Origin of the sequence: Thermoanaerobacter siderophilus SR4 (assembly GCF_000262445.1) — a bacterium.
GTDB classification, from domain to species: Bacteria; Bacillota; Thermoanaerobacteria; order Thermoanaerobacterales; family Thermoanaerobacteraceae; genus Thermoanaerobacter; species Thermoanaerobacter ethanolicus.
In genome coordinates, this window is record NZ_CM001486.1 from 2178673 (window position 1) to 2201222 (window position 22550).

A 22550-nucleotide genomic window follows, 5' to 3' on the forward strand; every position below is an offset into this window, starting at 1 on the left:
GTGATAAGAAGGTGTTAGCTTTGGAGATAACAAGTTTTTTTAATAGGGAAAGTATAAAAAATATTTTCTTTATTCTTATAGGGACTTTAATGTCTGCTATTGGTATTAACATGTTTATTGTTCATGCTAAACTTTTAAGTGGAGGAGTCTCTGGTATTGCACTTATTATACAGTATTTAACCAAGTTTCCTGCAGGATACACTATATTTTTGCTAAACATCCCGCTTTTAATTTTGAGCTATAAAAAAGTAAATTTAAGATTTACAATTTTTACTATTATAGGTACTGTATCACTTTCTTTGTTTTTGGTGCTTACTTATTCAATAAAAAATATATTACATATAAATGATCCATTACTTTTGAGTTTATACGGCGGAGTGTTAAATGGTTTAGGTATGGGAATAGTTTTTAGTAATCACGGGTCAACTGGCGGTTTAGATATAATTTCTGTAATTGTAAAAAAGAAATATGATAATTTTGAAATTGGGCATATTTCTTTTATTGTTAACTTTTTTATCGTAGCCATTGGAGCTATATTTTTTGGTTTGACCAGTGCTCTTTACACTCTTGTCTCAATGTACATTACTTCCTACATGGTGGATAAAACTATAAAAGGTTTTAATAGACAAAAAATGGTGCTGGTGGTTACTGATAAAGTAGAAGAAGTGAGCAAAGAAATAATGACTACATTAAAAAGAGGGGTTACTTTGCTTCATGGAGAGGGTGCTTATACCAAAGAGAACAAAAAGGTTTTATATTCCATTGTGTCTTTAACACAGCTTCCACAGCTTAAGCTTATTGTACACCAAATAGATGAAAATGCTTTTATCTCTATATTAGATGTAGCCGAAGTTCATGGAAAAGGATTTATGAGGGAATTATTTTAAATTTCATTGCAAATTTTGAAATTTTCTCTTATAATTTTTTCTAAACGACATAAAATACTCAATTGAAAAGGAGTTGATAGCTTGAAAAGAGTTTTTTCAGGAGTACAACCAACGGGAGACATTCACATAGGTAATTATTTGGGAGCAATGAGGCAATTTGTTGCGCTACAAGATGATTATGAATGCTTTTTTTGTGCCGTTGATTTACATGCTTTAACAGTTCCTCAAGACCCTAAAGTTTTAAAGGAAAAACTATTGAATTGGCAGCACTTTACCTTGCAATAGGTTTAGATCCTAAAAAAGTTACCATTTTTATTCAGTCTCACGTTCCTGCCCATGCAGAATTGGCATGGTTGCTACAATGTATAACCTATTTTGGTGAATTGAGCAGGATGACACAATTTAAGGATAAAAGCAAAGGAAAGGAATCTGTTTCAGTTGGACTTTTTACATATCCGGACTTGATGGCAGCAGATATACTTTTATACAATACCCATTATGTTCCTGTAGGAGAAGACCAAAAGCAGCACTTAGAACTGACAAGAGACATTGCGCAGCGTTTTAACAACAGATTTGGTGAAACTTTTGTAGTTCCTGAGCCTATGATTTTAAAACTTGGTGCGAGAATAATGAGTCTTACTGACCCTACTAAAAAGATGAGTAAAAGTGACAGTGATCCAAATAACAGAATCAATCTTTTGGATGAGCCTTCTGTAATCAAAAAGAAAATAATGAGAGCAGTGACTGATTCTGAGACTGAAATAAGGCTTGATTGGGAAAACAAACCGGGTGTTAGCAATCTTTTGACTATTTATAGTTTATTTACAGGTATGGAAATAGAAGAAGTTGTAAATAAATTTAAAGGACAGGGTTATGGCACTTTAAAGAAAGAATTAGCAGAGGTTGTAATAGATAAATTGACTGTTATACAAAAAAATTATAAAGACCTCAGTAGAGATTATGTTTTGAAGGTTTTAAAGGAAGGGGCGGAAAGAGCTCAAGCTGTTGCAGAAAAAACTTTGAAAGAAGTAAAAGAAAAGATGGGATTGATATTAAAAGATTAAAAAGGCGTTTGGGAAATGACTTAGTTTTTCAAAGGCTAATGTATCAGGATTTAAATAAACCTCAATCACGTCAAAACGAGGCTGAAAATTTCGAAATTTTTCTGTTGAAGCCAAGTACAACTGGGCAATTTTCAATATTCTTTGTTGTTTATGAAAATTTACAGCTTCACTTCCAGTTCCAAAAGAGGTAGAGGTTCTTGTTTTTACCTCTACAAAAACTATTTCTTTTTTGAATAGAGCTATTATATCTATTTCCCCAATTTTGCATTTAAAATTTTTCTCTAAAATTTTATAACCTGATTTTAATAGATATTGGGCAGCTATTTTTTCTCCTAAGCTGCCTATTGTTTTTTTGTTCAATGTTTTTCATCCTTTCAGAATTTTTTCAATAAAAGTCTTTCTGTGGATAGGACAGGGACCGTATTTTTTTAAAGCTTCAATATGTTCTTTTGTACCATAACCTTTGTTTTTTTCAAAATTATACTGAGGATAGATTTTGTGGTATTCTTTCATTATTTTATCTCTTTCAACCTTTGCCAGTATAGAGGCAGCAGCTATAGAAATACTTTTTGAATCTCCTTTTACTATCGCTTTTTGATTTATCTCTATTTGAGGAATGGTAATAGCATCTACTAAAAGGTAATCAATTTTTTGTTGTATTTTTGAAATAGCAATCTGCATGGCTTTGTAGGTAGCATTTAATATATTTATTTTATCAATTTCTTCGCAATCAACTATTCCAATGGCATACGAGATAGCTACTTTTTTTATTATCTCTGACAATACTTCTCTTTTTTCTTCAGATAGTTTTTTCGAGTCATTTATCTCAGGGATGAAAACTTCTTTAGGAAGTATTACACAGGCGGCAACTACTGGTCCTACTAAAGGACCTCTTCCCGCCTCGTCTACTCCAGCAATGAAATTTAAATTTAATTGATATAATTGATTTTCATAGTATTTTAGATTATTTATTCTTTCTGTTTCTTTTTCAAGCCACTTTTTAGCAGTTTCATTTAAGCTGAGAGATTGAAAGTCACAAAAGGGATTTTGGTATAAATAGTTTTTGAGTTGGCGTAGGTTATATAAGTTTGACATTGTATCACCTTTCTTTTTTCTTTATTTTATCACAGGTTATGTATTATAATAAAGATAATTAGGGAAAACGATGTTAAAGGGGAACAATTATGGAAAGGGAAAAGATTTTTAAAATATGGTTAAGTACTGTCAAAGGAATAGGGTATAAAAGTTTTGTTCAATTGATGGAATTTTTCAAAACTGCGGAAGGTGTGTATAAAGCAAAAGAAATTGATATTTTTAAAGCAATAGGAAATAGAAAATTAGTACAAAATATAATAGAAGCTCAGAAGTTGAACCCTTTTGATTATATAGAAAGATTGCAAAATTTAAAAATAAGTGTATATACATTAGAAGAGGAGGAATATCCGAAAGAATTAAAAAATATTTATGATCCACCTCCTGTTTTATATTTGAAGGGGAATATAAATTTAAAAGATAATTTGTGCATTGCCATGGTGGGCGCAAGAAATGCTACTTTTTATGGAAAACAAGTGGCACAAAAATTGGCATATGAGCTGTCAGAAAGAGGTATAACAGTTGTAAGTGGCATGGCAAGAGGAATTGATAGTTTTTCTCATATAGGAGCGTTGAAGGAAAGAGGAAAAACTATTGCTGTTTTGGGAAATGGCATAAACATAGTTTATCCAAGAGAAAATAAAAAGCTGATGGAGCAAATTAGTGAGGAGGGATTGCTGGTTTCAGAGTTTCCTCTTGATTCTCCTCCACTGCCACAAAATTTTCCTCTGAGGAATAGAATCATAAGCGGGTTATCTCTTGGGGTAGTTGTGATAGAAGCAGGAATAAAAAGTGGATCTTTATTGACGGCTCAATTTGCCTTAGAACAAGGAAGAGAGGTTTTTGCAGTACCTGGGAATATAACGAGTGCTTATAGCAGAGGAACAAATGAGCTCATAAAACAAGGTGCGAAAATTGTAATTGGTGTTGAGGATATTTTAGAAGAATTTAATTTAAGAGAGGATGTACAACAAAAGATTGAGGAAAATCTTATGTCTTCTCTGACGGAGGAAGAGAAAGAAGTGTACGATTTTATTTGTGAAGCTCCAAGAGATATAGAAGAAATAGCAGGCTATGTGAAAATAAAAATCTCAAAAGTTAATGCAATTTTATCTTCTTTAATGTTAAAAGGTATGATTGAAAAACTTCCTGGCAATAAATATGAGAAAAAAATATTTTGATAATTGTCAAAAACTTTGATATAATTATAAATTGTTTTGGAGGTGTCGAAATGGCAAAATCTCTAGTTATTGTGGAATCTCCAGCTAAAGCTAAGACTATATCTAAATTTTTAGGCAAAAATTTTAAAGTAGCAGCCTCCATGGGACATGTTAGGGATTTGCCTAAAAGTCAATTAGGTATCGATATTGAAAACAATTTTGCTCCTAGGTACATAACTATTCGGGGAAAAGGGGCTATTATAGAGAATTTAAAAAAAGAAGCAAAGGATGCAGATAAAATTTTTTTGGCCACTGACCCTGACAGAGAAGGAGAAGCAATTTCCTGGCATATTGCCCAATTGTTAAATTTGAATATTGAGGAGCCTTGTCGCATAGAATTTCACGAGATCACAAAAAATGCAGTGCAAACTGCTCTTAAAAGCCCTCGCTCTATAGATTTAAATTTGGTAGATGCGCAACAAGCCAGGAGAATTCTTGATAGATTAGTAGGATATAAAATAAGTCCCCTTCTTTGGAAAAAAATAAAGAGGGGATTAAGTGCAGGCAGAGTTCAATCAGTAGCAGCTAGGCTTATCTGCGACAGAGAAAGAGAAATAGAAGCCTTTGTGCCAGAAGAATATTGGAGTATTACCGTGATTCTCTCTGATAAGAAAAACTCTGGCAAGTTTGAGGCAAAATTCTACGGTACCAAAGAGGATAAAGTTGAGTTAAAGACAAAAGAAGATGTAGACAAAATATTAGCAGCATTGTCTGAAGAATACATTATAGATAAAGTAAAAACAGGTGTCAAAAAGAGAAATCCTTCTCCACCTTTTATCACTAGTACTTTACAACAAGAAGCTTCGAGAAAATTGGGATTTACTGCAAAAAAACTATGTTAATTGCACAACAATTATATGAGGGGGTAGAAATCAAAGGAGAAGGCAGTGTAGGTCTTATTACTTATATAAGGACTGATTCTACAAGGGTCGCAAATGAAGCTAAGGCAGAGGTATATAAATATATAGTTGAAAAGTTTGGAAAAGAGTATGCCAATCCTGAAGCAAATTATGCTTCTAAAAGAGCCAATGTGCAGGATGCTCACGAGGCTATAAGACCTACTTCTATTTATAGGGATCCGGAAAGTATAAAAGATTCCCTAACACCAGACCAATATAAATTGTACAAACTAGTTTGGAGTAGATTCATAGCAAGTCAAATGGCACCTGCAATTTACGATACTGTTTCTATGGACATAGTAAATAATGGATATGTTTTTAAAGCCTCAGGGTCTAGCATTAAATTTTTAGGTTTTATGACAGTGTATGTAGAAGGAACAGATATGCAAGAAGAGGAAGAAAAAACTGTACCTGTACTTCAAGAAGGGACCAAATTGTTTTTAGAGGAATTAAAGCCAATGCAACATTTTACCCAGCCTCCGCCTCGATATACAGAAGCTTCTTTGATTAAAGAATTGGAGGAAAAAGGAATAGGTCGTCCCAGCACTTATGCTCCTACTATCTCTACTTTGTTAGAAAGAGGATATGTGGTAAAAGATAAAAAGAATTTAAAACCTACAGAATTAGGTTTTATTGTAACAGACGCATTAAAGGAGTTCTTTTCAAAAATTGTAGATGTAAAATTTACTGCTGAGATGGAAGAGCAGCTAGATAAGATTGAAGAAGGTCAAGTGAAATGGTATGAAGTAGTGGAAGAGTTTTATAAAGACTTTTACAAAACTTTGAAGATTGCAGAAGAACAAATGGAAGAGATAGAGGTAAAGGAAGAAGTAGAAGTAACAGACATTAAATGTGAACTTTGTGGAAGAAATATGGTTGTAAAGAAAGGCAGGTATGGAAAATTTCTTGCTTGTTCTGGTTTTCCTGAATGCAAAAATACAAAACCTTTATACGAAAAGGTTGGTGTTAAATGCCCTAAATGTGGTGGAGAAATTGTAAAGAAAAAGAGCAAAAAAGGCCGAACTTATTACGCTTGCGAAAATGCACCTGATTGCGATTTTATATTGTGGGACAAACCTGTTGAGGAAAAATGTCCTGTTTGTGGTAGCATGTTAATAGAAAAAAATACAAAAAATGTACATATACTAAAATGTTCTAATCCAGGATGTGATTATCAAAAAGAAGTTAAATGAATTTAACAAAAATTTTGAATTAATTCTTGAAGCATTGTGAAAAATGTGTTAATATTAAACTATCTAAAGGGGTGTAAACATGTTTAAGGGTACTACCATAATTGCTGTGAGAAAAGGCGATAAAGTATCAGTGGCTGGTGATGGACAGATTACCTTTGGAGAAAATACAATTTTAAAACATGGAGCGAAAAAAATTAGAAGATTGTATAATGGAGAAGTAATAGTAGGATTTGCTGGTTCGGTAGCTGATGCTTTGACTCTTTCGCAAAAATTTGAAGAAAAACTTGAGCAGTATGGAGGTAATTTAAAAAGAGCAGCAGTAGAATTGGCACAGGAATGGAGAAAAGACAAGATTTTAAGAAAGTTAGAAGCTCTTTTGATTGCGGTAGATAAAAAGGATACTTTACTTATTTCTGGCACTGGTGAAGTTATTGAGCCAGATGAGGATGTGATTGGGATAGGATCTGGAGGAAATTATGCTATGGCTGCAGCCTTGGCGCTACGGTATAATACTGATTTAGATACAGAAGATATAGCAAAAAAAGCTTTAGAGATAGCTTCAAAGATTTGTGTTTACACTAATAACAACATAACAGTTGAGACTTTATAGGGGGTGCTCTAAGTGAAGAATTATACTCCCAAGGAGATTGTAGAGGAATTAGATAAGTATATTGTAGGACAAAAGGAAGCTAAAAAGTCAGTAGCAGTGGCTTTAAGAAATAGATATAGGAGAAATCTTTTACCTGACGATTTTAAAGAAGAAGTGACCCCCAAAAATATAATTATGGTAGGCCCTACTGGAGTAGGAAAGACAGAAATTGCTCGAAGAATTGCGAAATTAGTAGAAGCTCCTTTTGTAAAAGTGGAGGCTACTAAGTTTACTGAGGTAGGATACGTAGGACGAGATGTAGATTCCATGGTGAGAGACCTTGTAGAGGCTGCTGTAAGAATGGTAAAAGAGGAAAAATTAAAAAAGTTACTGAAAAAGCGAAGAAAATTGCAGAAGATAGGCTAATTGATTACATAATTGGAAAAAGAAAAAACAAACTAAAAATCCTTTTGAAGTATTGTTTAATTATCCTTCTGCCGAGAAAAGTGAAGAGACAGAAGAAGAAAGTATGCAATACAAAAGAGAAGAAATAAGGCAAAAGTTAAGAAATGGCGAGCTAGATAATTATGTAGTGGAAATAGAAGTAACAGATACATCTACACCAATGCTTGAGATGTATACTAATTTAGGGTCCGAAGAAATGAACATAAATTTGCAAGATATATTTGCTGACATTTTACCTAAAAAGAAAAAATTAAAAAAGTTCCTGTGTATGAAGCAAAAAGAATTCTAGAGTCTGAAGAAGCTCAAAACCTTATAGATATGGATGAAGTAATTGAAGAGGCTATTAAAAGAGCAGAAAACGATGGAATAATTTTCATAGATGAAATTGACAAAATTGCCAGCAGCGGTTATACAGCAGGACCAGATGTATCAAGGGAAGGAGTTCAAAGGGATATTCTTCCTATAATTGAAGGTTGTACAGTAATGACAAAATACGGTCCTGTTAAGACAGACCATATATTGTTTATAGCAGCTGGTGCTTTTAACGTTGCAAAAGTGTCTGATTTAATCCCTGAGCTACAAGGAAGATTTCCTGTAAGAGTTAATTTAAAACCTCTCACAAAAGAGGACTTTATAAGAATATTAAAGGAGCCTAAAAATGCTCTTACAAAACAGTATCAAGAGCTTTTAAGAACAGAAGGAATAGAAGTTAAATACACTGATGAAGCAATTGAGGCTATTGCAGAAGTAGCATATCTTATAAATCAACAATCGGAGGACATTGGCGCAAGAAGATTGCACACTGTCATGGAGAAGTTGTTTGAAGAATTATCTTTTAATGCGCCAGAATTGGGAGGGCAGCAAATAGTGATAACTGAAGAGTATGTAAAAGAGCAATTAAAAGATAGTCTAAATAAATACGAAGTTAGTAAATACATTTTATGATAATAAAAAATAAAAACATAGGAGGATTAGAAATATGAGCACACTATTAGAAAAAACTAGAAAAGTAAATCGAATTTTGCAAAAAACAGGAATTCAACCAGTTGATTTTAATGAAATGGCCAATATTTTAAAAGATGTCATTGAGGCCAACGTATATATTTTGAGTAGAAAGGGTAAAGTATTGGGTTATAGTATATTAAAAGATTATGGAAATGACATTTTTGCTCAAAGTAAAATAATACCTGAAGAATATAATGACAAACTTTTGCGAGTGACGGAGACGCTGGCTAATGATAAAGGTAATCTTTTTAAAGAGGATAAAGTTTTATCAGATTTAATTTTGACTATAGTACCTGTCAATGGCGGTGGAGACAGGTTAGGAACTTTAGCCTTATCAAGAGGGGTAAAAGAATTTACTGACGATGACTTGATATTAGCAGAATACGGTGCTACAGTAGTTGGCCTTGAAATTTTAAGGTCAAAAAATGAAGAAATAGAGGATGAAGCGAGAAAAAGAGCAGTTGTTCAAATGGCACTAGGAACACTTTCTTACTCCGAATTAGAAGCTATAAAAAATATTTTTGAAGAGCTAAATGGAAAAGAAGGATTATTAGTTGCAAGTAAAATAGCAGATAAAGTAGGTATTACAAGGTCTGTAATTGTAAATGCCCTTAGAAAGTTTGAAAGTGCTGGCATAATTGAGTCAAGGTCTTTAGGAATGAAAGGTACCCATATAAGGGTACTAAACGATAAATTATTAGAAGAGTTAGAGAAAATGAAAAGATAAATTTAAACCCTTATTGAAAAATATAAGTCTCCGCTTTTATGCATGGGGTTGTACTTTAGCATGAAAGCAGGAGACTTAATTTTATGTAAAAGAGTCCTATAAAAATAGGACTTTTTTCTTATGGTGTAAACTATTACGGCATGATATAATATTATTCGATAAAAATTGATATTATTTTACAAAAAAGGCAGTGTTAGAACAAAGTTAAATATTTATTTTTTGGCTTATTTTAGCAGGATTTTTGGTTTGTTTGTCGAATTAAGTATAGTGTGGTCGAATAAGAGGAGGCGAGAAAATGCTGGATTTAGGAATTGAAAATATAGATTTATTACAAAAGGGATTGTACGCAGCCACTGTAAGAAACAATGTGATTGCCAATAACATCGCTAATGTGGATACTCCTAATTTCAAAAGGTCTGAAGTCAAATTTGAGGATATTTTAAAAGATGCTATAAATGGTACAAAGTTAAGAGGTTATGTTACAAACCCTAAGCACATTCCTATTGGCCCACCTGCTATTGATTCCATACAACCGGAAATTATTCAAGTAAATGACACTTCCATGAGGTTAGATGGAAATAATGTAGACATAGATGCCGAAATGGCAAATTTAGCTAAGAATCAGTTGTATTACTATGCCCTTGTGCAAAGGGTAAGTGGAGAGCTTAACTCTATCATGACTGCTGTAAAAGATGGGAGGTAATTTACAATGAACTTATTTAGTTCTATGGATATAAGTGCTTCGGGTTTGACGGCGGAAAGACTTAGAATGGACATAATTGCCCAAAATATAGCTAATGTAAATACTACAAGAACAGTTCAAGGAGGGCCTTATAGGAGAAAATTAGTGGTTTTAAAAGAAATACAACCTGACAGTTTCGAAAGCATTCTAGATAAAGTTAAAGGTAAATACAGTGGCAAAGGAGTAGAAGTTGTACAAATAGCTGAGGATGACCAAACTCCTCTTAGAGAAGTTTATGACCCTGGACATCCTGATGCTGACCAAAATGGATATGTAGAGTACCCAAATGTAAACATTGTTTCTGAAATGGTAGATATGATTTCTGCTACTCGTGCTTATGAAGCCAATGTAACAGCCTTTAATGCTTCAAAAGCTATGTTTCAAAAGTCTTTAGAAATCGGTAGGGGGTAGACATAAATGGTTAATCAAATAACACCGGTTAATCCAGTAACTTTGGATAGCACTTTAGAAGCAACACAGAATGGCAGTAAAATAGATACTTTTAGCGACTTTTTAAAAGAAGCCTTTAACAAGGTAAATGATTTACAGTTAACGGCAATGAAAAATGACCAAAAACTTGTAACTGGTGAAATTGACGATATAAATCAAGTGATGATAGATGCTGCGAAGGCTGACATTGCACTGCAGCTTACAATTCAAATAAAAATAAAGTGCTGGAGGCCTATCAGGAAATAATGAGAATGCCATTGTAATGTCTTTAATTGAAATGAGGTGAATTAATGCCAGACTTCATTGCCAATTTTAGAGAACAACTGACAAACTTTTGGAATAAGTTTGATAAGAAACAAAAGATACAGTTAGGAATTATTGCTATTTTACTTTTTATAGGCATTTCTTTATTAGTTTACATAGTTAATAGGCCTAATTATGTAGTTTTATATTCAGATCTAAGTATAAAAGATGCAGGAGCGGTAGTTGAAAAATTAAAAACCGAATTCAAGATTCCATATAAAATATCGAACGATGGGACGACAATTTTAGTTCCCGCACAATACAAAGATGAGGTGAGGATGAAACTTGCGACAGAAGGAATCCCACAAGGGGGATTTAGCTTTCAAGACGCTATGAATAACTCCCTTGCTACAACAGACCAAGAGAGAAGACAAAAGTATTTGTATTTTCTACAAAATGAAATACAAAATTCTCTAAAAACTATAGATGGAGTGCAAGATGCTATTGTCAATATCGTAGTACCTGATCAAAATGCCTTTGTACTTTCAAATACTACTAATCAAGCTACAGCGGCTGTGATGCTAACTTTAAAGCCAGGTGTGACTTTATCCTCTTCGCAAGTCAAGGGAATCATAGATTTTGTATCTAAGAGCGTAGAAGGTTTAAAACCTGAAAATGTTACTGTAATTGATAATAATGGTAAAATTCTAACTGCAGAAAGTGATACTACTGCTGAAAATGCTAATACTCAATTTGCTCTTCAAAAAAAAGTTCAAGAAGACTTACAAAACAGCCTTCAAACATTGTTAGAACAAGTGTTTGGACCAGGTAATGTAGTTGTAAGAGCAAATGTTACTTTAAATTTTGATAAAAAGACGCAGGATACTATAGAGTATTTGCCTGTTCAAGGGAATGACAATAAAGGAATTGTAAGGAGTATACAAGAGCTTAAAGAAAAAGCCACAGGTACACAAGGTGGAAGCTCACCAGGTACTGCGTCAAATAATCCTCCTGTAGCTTCAACGACTGGTAATGGTACTTCTGATTACAGTAGAACAGAAACTACTATAAATTATGAAATAAATCAAATTAAGACAAGTCTTGTTCAAGCTCAAGGGAAAATTGAAAGTATTTCTGTTGCGGTTGTTGTAAATCAAAATCTTAATAATTCTATGAAACAGCAAATTGCTGACTTGGTTACAAAAGCTGCAGGAGGGGATTCTCTTGTAAAAGTATCGGTTCAAGGAATACAATTTAACCAAGACCTGTTAAAGACAATGCAGCAGCAGGCAAAAGTTTCAAAGGGAGTACCAGTGTATGTATGGGCTATATTAGCGGCTTTAGTGTTAGGAGGCGGACTATTCCTTATTATGATGAGAAGGAAGAAAAAAGAAACCTCTTTAACTACAGCTGAACAGGAGGTCTTAGCTACTGTAGAACCTATAGAACCTATCGAAGAAATAGATTTCTCTGAGAAGGACGAAAAGAAAAACAGATAGAAAGACTTATAAAAGAAAAGCCAGAACTTGTTGTGCAGGTAATTAGGACATGGCTTAATGAAGAGTAGGTGGTGGTATTGTGGCGAGAGGTGCACTTACAGGTAGGGAAAAAAGCGCAATGCTTTTGATTGCATTAGGCCCTGACCTTTCAGCTCAAATATATAAGCATTTAAGGGAAGATGAAATTGAACAATTAACTTTGGAAATAGCTAGTATACGAAATCTTACTCCTGAAGAGAAGCAAAAAGTTATAGATGAATTTTATAACATGTGCGTAGCGCAAGAGTACATAATAGAAGGTGGAATAGAATATGCAAAAGCAGTTTTAGAAAAAGCTTTAGGTGCTCAAGAAGCTTTTGAAGTTATCAATAAATTGACTTCTTCTTTAAAAGTAAGGCCTTTTGATTTTATAAGAAGAGCGGATCCATCTCAAGTTTTAAATTTTATACAAAACGAACATCCTCAGACTATTGCGATGATTTTGTCCTATTTAAAACCTCAACAAGCAGGAGCAATTTTATCATCACTACCTGAAAACTTACAGGCAGAAGTGGCTATGAGAATAGCGACAATGGAGAGCACTTCTCCTGAAGTAGTAAAAGAAGTTGAGAGGATTTTAGAAAGAAAACTATCTTCTTTGGTTACACAAGATTATACTTCTTCAGGCGGTATTCAGACAATTGTAGATATACTAAATTCTGTAGATAGGAGTACAGAGAAAAATATCTTGGATACTCTTGAGACTATAAACGTTGAGTTAGTAGAAGAAATTAAGAAGAGGATGTTTGTATTTGAAGATATTGTTACATTGGATTCCAGATCTATACAGAGAGTATTGAGAGAAGTAGACAATCACGATATTGCTCTTGCACTTAAAGGTTCCAGTGAGGAAGTTCAAAGAGTTATTTATAGTAATATGTCTAAGAGACTTGCTGATATGATAAAAGAAGACATACAATATATGGGACCTGTAAGATTAAAAGATGTAGAAGAAGCACAGCAAAGAATTGTAAATATCATAAGAAAATTAGAAGATGCAGGAGAGATTGTAATATCACGAGGAGGAGGGGACGAAATTATTGTATAGGATATATAAGCAACGGGAAATAAATCTTTCCTCTCCCGTGGTTTTAAGAATTGTGGAAAATGGCAATTACAAAGAAAAAGTGGAGAAAGTAATTGAATTGAGAGAACAAAGAGAGGATATAAAAAAAGAAAGTGCGGATTTAGCAAAGAAAATAATAGAAAGGGCGAGACAAGTCCAGCAAGAGATACTTAGGAAGACTAAGGAAGATGTAGAAAAAATCTTAATAGAAGTAGAGAAAAAAGCTAAGAAGATTGAAGAAGAGTATAAAGAAAAGGGCTATCAAGCTGGATATACTGCAGGATATCAAGAAGGATACAAAAAAGGAGAAGAAGAGGCTAAAGCTATAATAGAAGAAGCAAAGACTATTAAAGAAGAGATTATTAAAGAAAAACAACGAATGTATAAAGAAGCAGAAAATGATATTGTAAATGTAATTTTGCATGCGGTAGAAAAAATTGTAGGTAAATATGTGGAAGAGGACAAAGACATAATATTGAACCTCATCAAAAAAGGAATGGAAAACTACAATGCTTTTGACAAAGTCACGGTAAGGGTTAGTGAAGAGGATTATGAACACTGTATTAAAAACAAAGACAAAATTCTTAAAGACATAGAGTTTTTAGATGATGTAAATATCTTAAAAGATTTATCATTAAAAAAAGGAGATTGTGTAATTGAAACAAATTCTGGAGTGATAAACTCTGGTGTTAGTACACAACTTAAAGCTTTAAAAAACTTATTTGTGGGTGTGCTAAATGAGTAATATGTTAGATAAATATAAAAAAGTTCTTCAAGAAAAAAGGCTAATTCAATATTATGGAAAAGTTTCTCAAGTAATAGGATTAACAATCGAAAGTACAGGGCCTCTTTCCAACATAGGAGAAATATGTAATATCAAGACTATTAACGGAAATACAATTTTGGCAGAAGTTGTAGGTTTTAAAGAAGAAAAAGTGTATCTCATGCCTTTAGGGAATATGGAGGGAATAGGAGCAGGCAGCAAAGTGATAGCTACAGGTCAAACACTTAGAATTAACGTAGGAAATGAACTTCTTGGAAGGGTATTAGACGGTTTGGGCAATCCTATAGATGGCAAAGGACCGATAAAATTTGAAAAATCTATTCCTATTAATAATGTGCCGCCTGATCCTTTAGAAAGGAAGCGAATTAGAGAAGTCATTCCTCTTGGTATAAAAGCGATAGATGGACTACTTACTTGCGGCAAAGGGCAGAGAATTGGTATTTTTGCAGGAAGTGGTGTAGGAAAAAGTACGTTATTAGGTATGATGGCAAGAAATGCTAAAGCTGATTTAAATGTAATAGCTCTTATAGGAGAAAGAGGAAGAGAGGTAAATGAATTTTTAGAAAAAGATTTAGGGGAAGAAGGTTTAAAAAAATCTGTAGTTGTAGTAGCTACTTCTGATACTCCAGCTCTTATAAGAGTAAAAGGCGCTATGACTGCAACTGCTATAGCTGAATATTTTAGAGACCAGGGGTTAGATGTTCTTTTGATGATGGATTCAGTAACTCGTTTTGCCATGGCTCAAAGAGAAGTAGGGCTTTCTATAGGGGAAGCTCCTGTTTCACGAGGTTATACTCCTTCTGTCTTTTCAGTTTTACCTAAGCTTTTAGAGCGATCTGGATGTTCTAAAAAAGGCTCTATTACAGCTCTTTACACTGTGCTAGTAGATGGGGATGATTTGAATGAGCCAATTGCTGACGCAGTAAGGGGTATACTCGATGGGCACATAGTTTTGTCAAGGAAACTGGCTAATAAAAACCATTATCCTGCTATTGATGTATTAGCAAGTGTTAGCAGGGTGATAAATGACATAATTACAGAAGAACATAAAGAACTAATAGCGAGGTTTAAAGATATTTTGGCGACTTACACAGAAGCGGAGGATTTAATAAATATAGGAGCATATAATCTTGGCAGTAATCCTAAAATTGATGAAGCTATTGAGCTAAATGAAAAAATGAATAGTTTCTTAAGGCAGAGAATAGACGAATCTTATGACTTTGAAACTACAAAACAACTTTTATACGAATCTATTAAAAGGTGATAAACATGAAAAAATTTGAATTTAATTTGCAGCCGGTATTAAATTTGAAAGAACAGTCAGAGAAGATAGAAAAAGAGAGATTGTCTAAAATTATGGCAGAAATAAATTTACAAAAGGAAAAATTACATAATCTGACTAAGCATCTCAATGATGTTTTAGAAGAGAGAAAAGATGAAATAAGTAAAGGGACTACAGCTCTTAAAATAGCCGAGTCTGATGCTTATGTAAGAAAAATACAACAGATGATTGAAGACAAGAGAAATCTTATAAAAAAATTAGAAAAAGATGCTGACTTAGTAAGAGAAAATCTTTTAAAGATTTCTAAAGAAAAAAAGGCATTGGAGAATTTAAGAGAAAAGCAATTCACTGAATATCAATATCTATTGAACTTAGAGCAAAATAAGGTGATAGATGAGCAGATAAGTTTTAGAGTAGCTAAATCCTATTAGGAGGATAACCATATGCAAAATGAAGAAACACAAGTGAAAAAGCGGCCAAAAACGAGGCTAATATTTTTAATACTTTTGCTGGTGATTATAGGGGGCATGGCTGCGATAATTTACTTTAATATAGGGGGAAGTCAAACCTATCTAACAAAACAGTTATCAAAAGTTCCGATTTTAAAAGGCTTGATTTCTCAGCCATCAGTTCAGGACAAAAATGCAGAAATAGCAAAACTTACTAATGAATTAAAAGCAAAGGAACAACAAATTGCTGACTATGAGGCTAAGTTAAAAGAAAAAGATGACCAGATTAATGCTTTAAAAGCAGAATTAGAGAAAATACAGAATGAAAGTAGTACTTTAAAACAACAGTTAGAAAATAAGCAAGCTAGTTTAAAAGATATAGCTACTTATTATCAAAACATGGATCCTCAAAATGCAGCTCAAATTCTTAACAACATGTCAGATGAAGATGTAATAAAAATATTAAGTTACATGAATAAAGACAGTGCATCAAAAATATTAGAGTCATTAAAAGCAGATAAAGCAGCTAAAATAACTAATATTCTTTTAAAAAATGCTACAATGATTCCTTAGAAAGGAGGTGAGAGGGATTGAGTGGAATACTACTTGATACTGAATTGTTGCCATTTGCAGTAGTGAATGTAAAACCTGATGGAATCAAAGCAGCTACAAATTCACAAAAAAACTTAGCTACCAAAGGAGATAGTCCTCCTAAATTTTCAAAAGTGTTAAATCAACAATTGCAGTTAGCTGTTAAAGAAAATGGTGAAACTCTGTCCTCCAAAATCGAGAAAGATAAAAACATCGAAGAAGGTCAAGATGCAAAATTTGCTGATATAGAAGATACGCTGATTAAAGATGTTTTTAATTGGCTGCAATACTTAATAAATACTTTAAACGTAACAGGACAAATGAGGGAGGGCGAACAACAGTCAGTTGGCTCTCAGGAATTGGTTAGAGTTTTTCAAAAAGAAGTGGGACAACTGCTGCAGAATTTTTTTCAAGGCAAAAATTTGGATATTGACAAAATCTCTCAAAAAATTAGCCAACTTTTAGAGAAAAACTTCGGCATCAAATTGCAATCAGATACAATAGCTAACGCTATTAAAACCGGCAATTTTGAAGAAATTTTAAGTCTCTATAAAAATAAAAATCCTGATGGGGAAATTGCGAAAGTACAAGAATCAGATATGTACGTTTCTCGTTTACAATCCTCTAATGCTAAAGAAGGAAAAAATAATTTGACACAAGTTAAAGAAGAAGATGAGAATTTGGCTCAATTAAATTCACAGCGTCTTTTGAGTACAGTCAGTAAGGATAACAGTACAAAATCAAAAAATTTACCATCAAATTCAAATAACGAATTCTTTGCAATTAAGAAAGACGGAGATTTTGAGCAAAATCAGTCGTTTCAACAAAATGACTTTGCATTTTTAAAACACGACACAAAAATCTTTGATAATCAATTAATACAACAAAACTCTAAATTCCATCAAAAACCTGAAATTCAAATTTTTGACCAAATAATAAACAACGTAATTCTTTCAAAAAATGAAGTTTCTTCGACTATTAGTATACAATTAAAACCAGAATTTTTAGGGAAACTTCAAATTAACCTTAAATCTATAGATGGTAACATCATCGCTACCATAATAACAGACAGCGAGAAGTTAAAACATCAGATTGAATCTAATTTAGCAATTTTAAATAGTCAGTTAGATTTAAAAGGAATTAAAATAGATAGTTTTAATGTGACAGTAGACAAAAATATGCAATTTACTTCTCAATACAATGGCCAGCAAGGTTTTAACGATGCATCAAAGCAGCAAAATATGCAAAAAGGATATGTCAATTACTTAGTTTATGAACTTCCACAAACAGAAGAGATAGATCTGCCACAACAAAATTATCAGATTTCACAAGACCATATTGACGTAAAAGCGTAGAAAGGAGGGAATATTGTGGATATAAATACTAATTACAATATTACAACTGTTTACACTAACAGAGTAACAACATCAAAAGACCAATTGGGAAAGGATGATTTTTTAAAACTTTTAGTCACCCAGCTAAAAAATCAAGATCCTTTAAATCCAATGGATGATAGAGAATTTATTGCACAATTGGCACAGTTTTCAACGTTAGAACAAATGCAAAACATGAATAGCAGCTTTAATGCGGTAAGAGCTATAAATTTGATAGGCAAAAATATATATGCTACCATTACTGACAATAATGGGAATTCTCAAACTGTGACAGGAAAAGTAGATGTTGTTTATAAGCAAAATGGAGAATACTTTTTACAAGTGAACGGCATAGATGTGCCAGTGGATGCTGTGACAGCTGTTTCAGAATGAGGTGATAAAATGTCTGAGATAGTGAAAATCCCTCAAAACCTAAATGTCAATTACTTAGCCCAGAGAGTAGCAGGTAACAATGGGACTTCTACAGCCTTCAAAGAAGTTTTAAATGAAAAAATTGATGAACTAAAATTTTCAAAGCATTCACTTATGAGGATGGAAATGAGAAATGTTAAAATTACGCAGAAAGAATATCAAAAGCTTTTGGAGGCAGTAAACAAAGCTAACCAAAAAGGAATAAAGGATTCTCTAATCATAATAGATAACAAAGCCTTTGTAGTAAATTTAAAGTCTAAGACGGTTATAACGGCAATGGATGGAGAAATGTTAAAAGATAGTGTTTTTACAAATATAGACGGTGCTGTAATAATTTAAGCCGGACCTTAACGAGGGGGCTTATCGCTTTTGACTGACAGAGAAAGCGAGCAGCACCGAAAATAAAGGGAGGAGAAAAAATGTTAAGGTCAATGTATTCTGCAGTTTCAGGGTTGAAAGCTCATCAAGCAAGGATGGATGTAATAGGAAATAACATAGCAAATGTCAACACTGTTGGATATAAAGCCAGCAGAATGACTTTTAAAGAAATATTTAGTCAGACGATAAAAGGGGCTTCTGCGCCTCAAGGAAATGGCGGTGGAACTAATCCTCAACAGATTGGTCTGGGAGTAGCTATAGCTTCAATTGATACGTTGTTTACAAGAGGCGGTGCTCAAAGAACAGATAATCCTACAGACCTTTCAATTGATGGAAATGGATTTTTCATTGTCTCCAATGGAGGAGCAAATTTGTACACAAGGGCAGGAAACTTTAGCTTTGACTCTAATGGAGATTTAGTGACACCTGATGGATATAAAGTTTTGGGTTGGATGTCAACAGATGGGAAAACAGTAAACACTGATACAGGAAATTTAGTGCCAATAAGCCTTAAAAATTGGTCAAGCATAGACCCGGTAGCGACTACACAATTAGAAATAGGAGGAAATCTAAATGCTTCAACAGCAATAGATGCAGATATAAGCTATAATATCGTTGTATATGATTCTCAAGGAGGAAGTCATGTAGCTACAATTACTTTTACTAGAAAAGGGGCAAATTCATGGGATTGGAAAGTATCCTCTTCTGATCCAGCAATTTCATCTATCGATGGTACAGGTACTCTTACTTTTGATTCTGAGGGGAAAATTGCGCCAGATCAAAGTGGAAATAGAATTGCAACTGGTACCCTGACTTTTAATATGGATAGTAATATGACAAACGCAACTATTGGTCCTGTTTCACTTGACCTTTCAAAACTTACTATGTTCTCAAGTGAGACCGATTTGAGAGAACTTAGTAAAAATGGAAATGAAGCGGGTTCTTTGGAGAGCATTAACATAGACAAATATGGAGTTGTATCAGGTATATATTCCAATGGTCGCCGACAGATAATTGGGCAAATTGCTATTGCAGATTTTCAAAACCCCATGGGATTAGAGAAGATAGGAAATACCATGTTTATTAATACAGTAAACTCAGGAGAACCAATGATAGGAGCAGCTGGTACAGGTACAAGGGGCTCTATAAATCCTGGAACCTTAGAGATGTCTAATGTAGATTTGTCTAATGAATTTGCAGATATGATTGTAACTCAAAGAGGTTTTCAAGCTAATGCGAAAGTTATAACTGTCTCTGATGAAATATTGCAAGACCTTGTTAATATGAAGAGATAATTATAGTCTGCTGGGCTTTGTGCCCAGCAGATGTAATGGAGGAAAATTATGATTTATGTTACCCGTCTTAATAATGAAGAATTCATTGTCAACGCTGAGTTAATTGAATTCATAGAGAGAACACCAGATACGGTCATAAGCCTTACCACTGGTAAAAAAATAGTTGTAAAAGAAACGCCAGAGGAAATTATACAAAGAGTCATAGAATATAAGCAAAAAATTTTCACTAAAGAGGTGTTAGAATGAATACAAAGACGATTCTTATAGCAGTAGTTGCGGCAGTTTTATCGTTTGGTATTGCTTTCGTATATTTTAATAATTTTGCATTTACTAACAAACCTAAAGAAATCACCTATTATAATTACTCTCCTGGCGGAGAATTTATAACTAATTTAAAGGGAGACGGAAAATTTGTCAAGGCAACAATAGAGTTGCAAGTTGCAGATAAAAATATTTTAAAAACCTTAGAAGAGAGGAATCCCCAGATTAGAGATTTGATAATCCAAATTTTAAGAGGAAAAACAGAACAAGATGTGGAAGGGCCTGAAGGACAGGAGAAGTTAAAAAACGATATAAAAAATGAGATAAATAAAATAATAGGTGAAGGAAAAATTGTAAATGTATATTTTGATGAATTTATTGTTCAATAGGGAGGAGGGGGGCTTTTGGCTGAAATATTATCGCAGAGCGAGATAGATGAACTATTAAAAGCTTTTAGTTCAGGTGGGTTAGATGTCCAAGAAATTGAAAAAGCAGAAGAAACTAAAAGTAAAAAGATAAGAAATTATGATTTTAGAAGGCCTAATAAATTTTCAAAAGAACAACTGCGAACTCTTCAAATGATTTTTGAAAATTTGTCAAGGTCTCTAACTTCCTTTTTGTCAGGATATTTGAGAACAATAGTAAATGTTACAGTGGTCTCTGTTGACCAGCTGACTTATTATGAGTTTAGTAATTCTTTAAACAATCCAGTTTTCATTGCTATTATTGATGCAGCTCCTTTAGAAGGCCCTTTTCTCTTGGAATTTAATAATAATACTACTTATGCAATACTTGATAGAATTTTGGGGGGAATGGGAAAAGGCGAGCTTTTGGATAGGGATTACACTGAGATCGAGATTAGCCTTTTGACTAAAATTGTAAAACAAATACTTCCACTTTTCAAGGAACCGTGGAGTAATATATTAGATATTAATCCCTCTTTAATAAGAGTGGAAACTAATTCGCAGTTTGCTCAAATAATATCTCCTAATGAGACTGTAGCTTTGTGTACTTTATCTATAAAAATCAATGAAACAGAAGGAATAATGAATTTTTGTATGCCTCATTTGACATTAGAACCTATTGTACCCAAATTAACGACGAAATTTTGGTTTTCTAGCATGAAAAAAGAAGATAAGGTAAATCCGGAACTTATAAAGAGTAAAATAAGCAAAACTTATATACCCCTTACTGCTCAACTTGGTTCTACAACCATTACTGTAAAAGAATTTTTGGAGCTTGAAATAGGAGATATAATTATGTTAGATAAACATTTCAAAGAGCCCGTAGACATAATAATCGATAAAAAAGTCAAATTCAGAGGTATACCTGGCATCAAAAATAACAAATACAGTGTAAGAATAACAGAAGTTATTTACAAAGGAGATGAAGAAAGTGAATGACTTTTTATCACAAGAAGAAATAAATGCACTATTAAAGGGATTAACGGAGGAATCTACTGAAAACCAAGTTGCAAATTTAAAAGAATTAACAGAAGAAGAAAAAGATATATTAGGTGAAATTGGAAATATAAGTTTTGGCACTTCAGCCACTACTTTATATACTTTATTGAGAAATAAAGTTACTATTACTACTCCAAAAGTTTCAGTATTATCTTGGGAAGAGTTGAAAAAGGAATTTAATATTCCTTACGTGGGTGTTGAAGTAGAGTACACGGAAGGACTAAAAGGTCATAACCTTCTTATTTTAAAAAAAGAAGATGTACTTAAAATGACAGATTTGATGATGGGGGGAGAAGGAAAAGTAGAAGATGGAGAAATTACTGATCTGCATTTAAGTGCAATAGGAGAAGCCATGAACCAAATGATAGGTTCTGCTGCTACTTCCCTTTCTACCCTTCTCAATAAAACTATAAATATTTCACCGCCTAAAGCTTTTATTGTTGATTTTACTGCCTCTTTGCCAACAGATATTTCATTTCCGGAAGGCGATGTAGTAAAAATTGCCTTTAAAATGGAAGTAGGAGAAATAATCGATAGTGAAATTATGCAGCTTTTGCCTCTTGATTTTGCTAAGGAACTAGTGCAAAGTGTTTTGTCGAAAAATGAAGAAAAACCATCAGAAGTGACTTTCCAAGAAGAGAGTTCTAATGTTATAATAGAAAATGATGAAAAGATTGTCGAAACAGCTAATAATATATCACCAGGGGGGAAAGTTACCAAGAAAGAACAGAAAGTCAATGTAAGTCCTGTAGTTTTTCAAAGCTTTGACGAAGATTCTTCTTCTAAAGGTAAAAAAGATAAAGAAAATTTAGATTTAATTTTAGATGTTCCTCTTACTATTACTGTCGAATTAGGCAAGACTAAAAAACTTATAAAAGATATTTTAGAATTAAGTGAAGGTTCTATTATTGAATTGGATAAATTGGCAGGTGAGCCAGTAGATATTTTGGCAAATGGAAAGTACATAGCTAAAGGGGAAGTAGTGGTAATTGATGAGAATTTTGGGGTTAGAATTATAGATATTGTTCATCAAAGCAAAAGAATTAGCAATATAGAATAAAG

At 33.2% G+C, this 22550-nt stretch carries 21 protein-coding genes and 5 pseudogenes; 24 read left to right on the plus strand and 2 right to left on the minus strand.

All coding sequences use genetic code 11. From position 1 onward, the window contains the following. Positions 1-20 precede the first annotated feature (20 nt). Both THESIDRAFT1_RS10680 and trpS read left to right on the plus strand, forming a co-directional pair. Positions 21-887, plus strand: a complete 867-nt coding sequence (locus tag THESIDRAFT1_RS10680) for a YitT family protein (protein WP_003869183.1) — start codon at positions 21-23, stop codon at positions 885-887. Between the two features lie 81 nt (positions 888-968). Continuing rightward, positions 969-1951: pseudogene (gene trpS, locus THESIDRAFT1_RS10685) on the plus strand (tryptophan--tRNA ligase). On the opposite strand, the gene THESIDRAFT1_RS10690 reads toward trpS, so the two are convergent. Beyond that, positions 1940-2311, minus strand: coding sequence for a YraN family protein (locus THESIDRAFT1_RS10690; protein WP_004396179.1), 372 nt, complete (start codon positions 2309-2311; stop codon positions 1940-1942). The pseudogene trpS and the gene THESIDRAFT1_RS10690 sit on opposite strands and share 12 nt — an antisense overlap. Before the next feature lie 6 nt (positions 2312-2317). Further along, positions 2318-3046 carry a ribonuclease HII gene (locus THESIDRAFT1_RS10695; RefSeq protein WP_006570389.1) on the minus strand — a complete coding sequence of 243 codons (729 nt, stop codon included), beginning with the start codon at positions 3044-3046 and terminating at the stop codon, positions 2318-2320. Positions 3047-3135: 89 nt separating this feature from the next. On the opposite strand from THESIDRAFT1_RS10695, the gene dprA reads away from it, so the two are divergent. From dprA to fliY, 22 genes and pseudogenes are all read left to right on the plus strand, one after another. After that, the gene (gene dprA, locus THESIDRAFT1_RS10700) at positions 3136-4224 is read left to right on the plus strand and encodes a DNA-processing protein DprA (protein ID WP_006570390.1); all 1089 of its coding nucleotides are present in this window, start codon (positions 3136-3138) and stop codon (positions 4222-4224) included. A 50-nt stretch (positions 4225-4274) separates the two neighbouring features. Next, positions 4275-6355: pseudogene (topA, locus tag THESIDRAFT1_RS10705) on the plus strand (type I DNA topoisomerase). A gap of 79 nt (positions 6356-6434) precedes the next feature. Further along, positions 6435-6965 carry an ATP-dependent protease subunit HslV gene (gene hslV / locus THESIDRAFT1_RS10710; protein WP_003869177.1) on the plus strand — a complete coding sequence of 177 codons (531 nt, stop codon included), beginning with the start codon at positions 6435-6437 and terminating at the stop codon, positions 6963-6965. Positions 6966-6977: 12 nt separating this feature from the next. Next, positions 6978-8354, plus strand: a pseudogene (gene hslU / locus THESIDRAFT1_RS10715) (ATP-dependent protease ATPase subunit HslU). A 34-nt stretch (positions 8355-8388) separates the two neighbouring features. Further along, positions 8389-9141: a GTP-sensing pleiotropic transcriptional regulator CodY gene (codY, locus tag THESIDRAFT1_RS10720; protein WP_003869175.1), complete on the plus strand. Its 753-nt coding sequence runs from the start codon at positions 8389-8391 to the stop codon at positions 9139-9141. 295 nt (positions 9142-9436) lie between these two features. Beyond that, on the plus strand, positions 9437-9844 hold the full coding sequence (flgB, locus tag THESIDRAFT1_RS10725; RefSeq protein ID WP_003866698.1) for a flagellar basal body rod protein FlgB: 408 nt from the start codon (positions 9437-9439) through the stop codon (positions 9842-9844). 6 nt (positions 9845-9850) lie between these two features. Continuing rightward, positions 9851-10294 carry a flagellar basal body rod protein FlgC gene (gene flgC, locus THESIDRAFT1_RS10730; RefSeq protein WP_003866699.1) on the plus strand — a complete coding sequence of 148 codons (444 nt, stop codon included), beginning with the start codon at positions 9851-9853 and terminating at the stop codon, positions 10292-10294. Between the two features lie 6 nt (positions 10295-10300). Further along, a pseudogene (gene fliE / locus THESIDRAFT1_RS10735) lies at positions 10301-10596 on the plus strand (flagellar hook-basal body complex protein FliE). Positions 10597-10623: 27 nt separating this feature from the next. Continuing rightward, positions 10624-12143 (plus strand): annotated as a pseudogene (fliF, locus tag THESIDRAFT1_RS10740) (flagellar basal-body MS-ring/collar protein FliF). An 11-nt stretch (positions 12144-12154) separates the two neighbouring features. Beyond that, positions 12155-13162, plus strand: coding sequence for a flagellar motor switch protein FliG (gene fliG / locus THESIDRAFT1_RS10745; protein WP_003869173.1), 1008 nt, complete (start codon positions 12155-12157; stop codon positions 13160-13162). Next, entirely contained in the window at positions 13155-13925 is a 771-nt protein-coding gene (locus tag THESIDRAFT1_RS10750) for a FliH/SctL family protein (RefSeq protein WP_003869172.1), read from the plus strand. Before fliG ends, THESIDRAFT1_RS10750 begins: the two co-directional genes overlap by 8 nt. Further along, on the plus strand, positions 13918-15228 hold the full coding sequence (gene fliI, locus THESIDRAFT1_RS10755) for a flagellar protein export ATPase FliI (RefSeq protein ID WP_006570395.1): 1311 nt from the start codon (positions 13918-13920) through the stop codon (positions 15226-15228). The genes THESIDRAFT1_RS10750 and fliI overlap by 8 nt, the downstream gene beginning before the upstream one ends. A 5-nt stretch (positions 15229-15233) precedes the next feature. Beyond that, the gene (fliJ, locus tag THESIDRAFT1_RS10760; RefSeq protein ID WP_006570396.1) at positions 15234-15677 is read left to right on the plus strand and encodes a flagellar export protein FliJ; all 444 of its coding nucleotides are present in this window, start codon (positions 15234-15236) and stop codon (positions 15675-15677) included. 12 nt (positions 15678-15689) lie between these two features. Continuing rightward, positions 15690-16268 (plus strand): MotE family protein, encoded by a 579-nt coding sequence (locus tag THESIDRAFT1_RS10765; RefSeq protein WP_003869170.1) that lies wholly within the window; start codon positions 15690-15692, stop codon positions 16266-16268. Between the two features lie 17 nt (positions 16269-16285). After that, positions 16286-17641 carry a flagellar hook-length control protein FliK gene (locus THESIDRAFT1_RS10770; RefSeq protein WP_006570397.1) on the plus strand — a complete coding sequence of 452 codons (1356 nt, stop codon included), beginning with the start codon at positions 16286-16288 and terminating at the stop codon, positions 17639-17641. A gap of 15 nt (positions 17642-17656) precedes the next feature. Further along, positions 17657-18052 carry a flagellar hook assembly protein FlgD gene (flgD, locus tag THESIDRAFT1_RS10775; protein ID WP_003869168.1) on the plus strand — a complete coding sequence of 132 codons (396 nt, stop codon included), beginning with the start codon at positions 17657-17659 and terminating at the stop codon, positions 18050-18052. Between the two features lie 9 nt (positions 18053-18061). Continuing rightward, on the plus strand, positions 18062-18430 hold the full coding sequence (locus tag THESIDRAFT1_RS10780; RefSeq protein ID WP_003869167.1) for a TIGR02530 family flagellar biosynthesis protein: 369 nt from the start codon (positions 18062-18064) through the stop codon (positions 18428-18430). A gap of 80 nt (positions 18431-18510) precedes the next feature. Continuing rightward, entirely contained in the window at positions 18511-19764 is a 1254-nt protein-coding gene (flgF, locus tag THESIDRAFT1_RS10785; RefSeq protein ID WP_003869166.1) for a flagellar basal-body rod protein FlgF, read from the plus strand. Between the two features lie 48 nt (positions 19765-19812). Continuing rightward, positions 19813-20010 (plus strand): flagellar FlbD family protein, encoded by a 198-nt coding sequence (locus tag THESIDRAFT1_RS10790; RefSeq protein ID WP_003869165.1) that lies wholly within the window; start codon positions 19813-19815, stop codon positions 20008-20010. Continuing rightward, on the plus strand, positions 20007-20414 hold the full coding sequence (locus tag THESIDRAFT1_RS10795) for a flagellar basal body-associated FliL family protein (protein WP_003869164.1): 408 nt from the start codon (positions 20007-20009) through the stop codon (positions 20412-20414). The genes THESIDRAFT1_RS10790 and THESIDRAFT1_RS10795 overlap by 4 nt, the downstream gene beginning before the upstream one ends. Before the next feature lie 15 nt (positions 20415-20429). After that, the gene (gene fliM, locus THESIDRAFT1_RS10800) at positions 20430-21428 is read left to right on the plus strand and encodes a flagellar motor switch protein FliM (RefSeq protein WP_003869163.1); all 999 of its coding nucleotides are present in this window, start codon (positions 20430-20432) and stop codon (positions 21426-21428) included. After that, complete coding sequence (gene fliY, locus THESIDRAFT1_RS10805; protein ID WP_006570398.1) at positions 21421-22548, plus strand: flagellar motor switch phosphatase FliY; 1128 nt, start codon at positions 21421-21423, stop codon at positions 22546-22548. Before fliM ends, fliY begins: the two co-directional genes overlap by 8 nt. The last annotated feature ends 2 nt before the right edge of the window (positions 22549-22550 follow it).